Source organism: Psychromarinibacter sediminicola (assembly GCF_029168335.1).
GTDB lineage: Bacteria > Pseudomonadota > Alphaproteobacteria > Rhodobacterales > Rhodobacteraceae > Psychromarinibacter > Psychromarinibacter sediminicola.
On record NZ_JARGYC010000148.1, the window covers coordinates 1 to 4,357 of the forward strand.

General features: G+C 71.0%; 2 protein-coding genes. Both read right to left on the bottom strand.

The genetic code is table 11. The features are described from left to right. Window positions 1-23 precede the first annotated feature (23 nt). Window positions 24-2,423, bottom strand: a complete 2,400-nt coding sequence (locus P1J78_RS24265) for a GcvT family protein (RefSeq protein ID WP_275569949.1) — start codon at window positions 2,421-2,423, stop codon at window positions 24-26. 167 nt (window positions 2,424-2,590) lie between these two features. Further along, a partial coding sequence (locus P1J78_RS24270; protein ID WP_275569950.1) for a hypothetical protein occupies window positions 2,591-4,357 on the bottom strand: 1,767 nt, incomplete at its 5' end.

The window sequence follows — 4,357 nt, forward strand, 5'->3', positions numbered from 1 at the left end:
CCGAAACGACTGTACGAGACGCCTCATCCGCGCATCGCCTTGCCGGCCGGGTCATAGGGCGACGGCTCGATCACGCGCGCGGCGCGTTCCTCGCCGACGACATGGACGCGGAGCTCGGTGCCCGGCGCGGCGTCGGCGCCGTCGACCAGCGCCAGTGCCAGCGACATGTCCAGCCTGTGGCCGTAGCCGCCCGAGGTCACGAAGCCGGTCAGGCGGTCGCCGGACCAGACGGGCTCGTAGCCGCTGGCATCGGCGCCTGCCGCGTCGACCTCCAGCGTGACCAGCCGGCGCGCGGGGCCGCCGGCCTCACGCTCGGCCAGGGCGGCGTCGTGGCCCAGGAAGTCCTTGTCCCAGCAGATGAACCGGTCGAGCCCCACCATGGCGGGCGTGCGGTCTTGCGTGTATTCGGCATTCCACGCGCCGAAGCTCTTTTCCAGCCGCAGGGCGTTCAGCGCGTTGTAGCCGAACTCGACCAGTCCCAGCCCGGCGCCGGCCTCCAGAAGCGCGCGGCGCAGCGCGATATGGCCCGAGGCGCGCACGGAGATCTCGTAGCCCAGCTCGCCGGTGACCGACAGCCGGGCGACATGGCCGCGCAAAAGCCCGACATCCATCACGCCGCAGCCGAGGAAGGGCAGGGCGGCGGGGCCGTCGGTCAGCTTGTCGAGGATCGCCGTCGCATTTGGGCCGGACAGCGAGAAGCCGATGAACTCCTCGGAGATGTCCTCGATCATCACGCCGTCGGTCCATTGCTCGTGGAACCAGCGCATGTGCCAGGACCGCAGGTAGTAGCTGCCCATCAGCCAGTAGCGCCCGTCGCCCCAGTTGAACACCGTCAGGTCGCCGCGCAGGCGGCCGGAGCCGGCCAGCATCGGCGCCAGCGCGGCGCGGCCCGGTTCGGGCAGGCGGCAGGCGAGCAGGCGGTCGAGATAGGCGGGCGCGCCGGGGCCGGTGACCTCGTAGCGGGAAAAGCCCGCGATATCGAGAAGGCCGGCGGTCTCGCGCACCGCGCGGGCCTCGGCGCCGACGATGGGATGCGCGTTGGAGCGGCGCAGCGACGGCGTCTCGGTGAAATCCTTCGGCGCGAAATAGAGGGGGATCTCCAGCCCGTAGCTCACCCCCCAGCGGGCGCCGGCCTGCGTCATCTCGGAATGCGCCGGGGACATCTTCAGCGGCCGGCCGGCGGGCAGCTGTTCGTTCGGGTAGGTCATCACGAAGCGGCGGGAGTAGAACTGCCCCGTGGTCTGGCGGATGTACTCCTTGTTCGAGGCGAAGGGGCCGTAGCGCGCGATGTCCATCGACCAGGCGTCGGCCTCGGTCTCGCCCTCGGTCATCCATTCGGCGAGCGTCCGGCCGACGCCGCCGCCCTGCAGGAACCCCGCCATCACGCCGCAGGCGCACCAGTAGCCCGGCACCCCGTCGACCGGGCCGACCAGCGGGTTGCCGTCGGGCGAGAAGGTGAAGGCGCCGTGGACCCAGTCCTTGATCCCCGCCGTCTGCAGCACGGGGAAGCGTTCGAAGGCCATGGTCAGTTCGCGCTCGATGCGGTCGGGGTCCTCCTGCAGAAGCTCGATGCCGTAGTCCCAGGGCGCCCCGTCCATCATCCAGTGGGCGTGGTCGATCTCGTAGATGCCCAGCAGCATGCCCTTCTGGTGCTGGCGCGAATAGGTGAAGCCTTCCAGGTCGACGGCCATCGGGAACGGTTTGTCGAGCGCGGCGACCTCGGGGATGGTCTCGGTCAGCAGGTAGTGGTGCGACAGCGGCGAGACCGGCAGTTCCAGCCCGGCCATGCGGCCGACCTGCTTCGCCCAGAGCCCGGCGGCGTTGACCACGTGGCGGGCATGGATCGTGCCCTTCTCGGTGACGACCTGCCAGTCCTCGGGCGTGCGGTTGAGGTCGAGCACGCGGTTGTGCTCGATGACGTCGGCGCCGCGCTGGCGGGCGCATCTGGCATAGGCGTGGACGACGCCGGAGGGGTCGACATAGCCCTCGCGGTCGGCCCAGAGCCCGCCCTTGACGCCGGCGATGTCGATGAGCGGGTGGAGGTCGGCGATCTCCCGCGGTGACAGCAGGTGCGTGTCGTCGATGCCGATCGACTGGTAGACGCGATGCGCGGCCTGCAGCCATTCCCAGCGGTCGGGGTCGCAGGCGAAGGTGATGCCGCCGGACATCGTCAGGCCGATGTCCTGGCCGGATTCGGCCTCGATCTCGGACAGCAGGTCGATGGTATAGGCCTGCAGCGCGGCCATGTTCGGGTCGGCGTTCAGCGCGTGGATGCCGCCGGCGGCGTGCCAGGAGGAGCCGGCGGTGAGCACGTCGCGCTCGATCAGCGCGATGTCGGTCCAGCCGGCTTTCGCCAGGTGGTAGAGGACGGAGGCGCCCACGACGCCGCCGCCGATGACCACGGCGCGGTAATGTGTGTTCATGGGCAGCCCTCCCGTCGGTCGTGTCGGTGGAGGCTAGCCGGGAATGGCCGGGCTGTGGAGGGCCGAATGCGACGTTTTTCGGCCGCGACGTGGCGCTCCCGGGCGGTGCGCGCCCGGCGCGGCGAGAGGGGTTTCGCGTCAGGCGGGGGCGGCGTCGCCGCGGCGGGTCACTCCAGCGTCAGGGGCTGCGTCGTCAGGACCGTCTGGCCCTGGCCCAGCACGTAGCGGAGTTCGTAGGCCCCGGCCGCCTCGGGCAGGTCCAGCTCTCCGGTGGGACCGGTGCGGGTGTAGAAATAGTCGACCGAGCCGCTCTCGCCCGGTTTGACGAGCGCCACGTAGTCGCTGCGGTAGCCCGGCCCGGTCCAGTTCACCGTCAGCGTGCTGCCGGCCGGCGCCGTGGCCGGGGCGTCGAGCGTGGCGCTGATCGGCTCCAGCGCGATCGGCTGGCGGGCGAGGATGGTGCGGCCGCCCGAGGCCATGACATAGCGCAGGACGTAGTCGCCGGGCGTGGTGGGCAGGGTGATCGTCACCGGGTCGCCCGTCCGGGTATAGGCATAGGCGGCATAGTCCTTCGGCGGCGCGTCGGGGGCGGCGATGTCGATATAGTCGTTCTGGTAGCCGGGGCCGGTCCAGTCGACCTGGATGTCGCTGCCCGCGGGGGCGGCGGCGGGGCCGGAGAGCGTGGCGTCGACCGGGGTGACGTCGAGCGTGGCGGTCGCCTTGACGAGGCGGTCCTGGCCCAGGACGTAGCGGATCTCGTAGCGCCCGGGTTCGGGCGGCAGGTCGACGGTGAGGGGCGAACCCTCGCGCGTGTAGGTATAGGTGAGATAGCGGTTGTCGGGCGCGTCCGGGGCGGCGACGGCGATGTAGTCGTTTTCGTAGGCGGGGCCTTCCCAGGTGACCTCGACGGTGCCGCCGGCGGGGGCGGTTTCGGGGGCGGAGACGGAATAGCCGACGTCGGTGACGGTCACTTCCACGCGGGCGAGCACCTTGCGGTTCTGGTTCATCACGTAGGTGATGTCGTAGGCGCCCGGCTCGCCGGGGAGCGTGAGGCGGGCGGGGCTGCCGTCGCGGGTATAGGCATAGTTGATCCAGCCGGTGCCGCCGCGCTCGGTCACCGCGATATAGTCGTCGCGGTCGTCGGGGCCGGTCCAGGCGATATCGACCGTGGCGCCGGCGGGCAGCGTCTGGGGCGGTGTCAGCGTGGCCGAGACGGCCGAGACGGTGACGGGCCGGCGGGCGAGGACCGTGTTGTCGCGGTCCACGACATAGGCGATCTCGTAGGCGCCGGGCGCGCCGGGCAGGGTCAGCTCCAGCGGGCTGCCCTCGCGCGTGTAGCTATAGGCGATCCAGTCGCTGCCGCCGGGCTCGGTGACGGCGATGTAGTCGTCCGGATAGTCCGGGCCGGTCCAGTCGACCCGGATCGTGTCGCCCATCCGCCCCTCGGAGGGGGCGTCGAGGGAGGCGTCGGTCTCGGCGACGGTGATCGTGGTGCGGGCCAGGACGCGGCGGTCCTGGCGCATGACGTAGATGATGTCGTAGGTGCCGGGCTCGGAGGGCAGGGCGAGCTCCAGCGGGCTGCCGCGCCGGGTGCGGGTGTACGCGATGCTGTCGGTCCCGCCCGGCTCGGTCACGGCGATATAGTCGTCGCGATAGTCGGGGCCGGTCCAGTCCACCTGGATCGTCTGCCCGGCCGCGCCCTCCGCCGGGGCCGACAGCGTGGCTTCGACCTCGGTGACCTCGATGGAGATGCGCGCCAGTTCGGTGCGGTCCTGCCGCATGATGTAGACGATGTCGTAGGTGCCGGGCTCGGGCGGCAGCTTCAGCTCCAGCGGGGCGCCGCTTCGGGTCCGGGTGTAGTTGATCGAGTCCGTGCCGCCGGGCTCGGTGACCATGATATAGTCGTCGTGGTAATCCGGGCCGGTCCAGTCGAC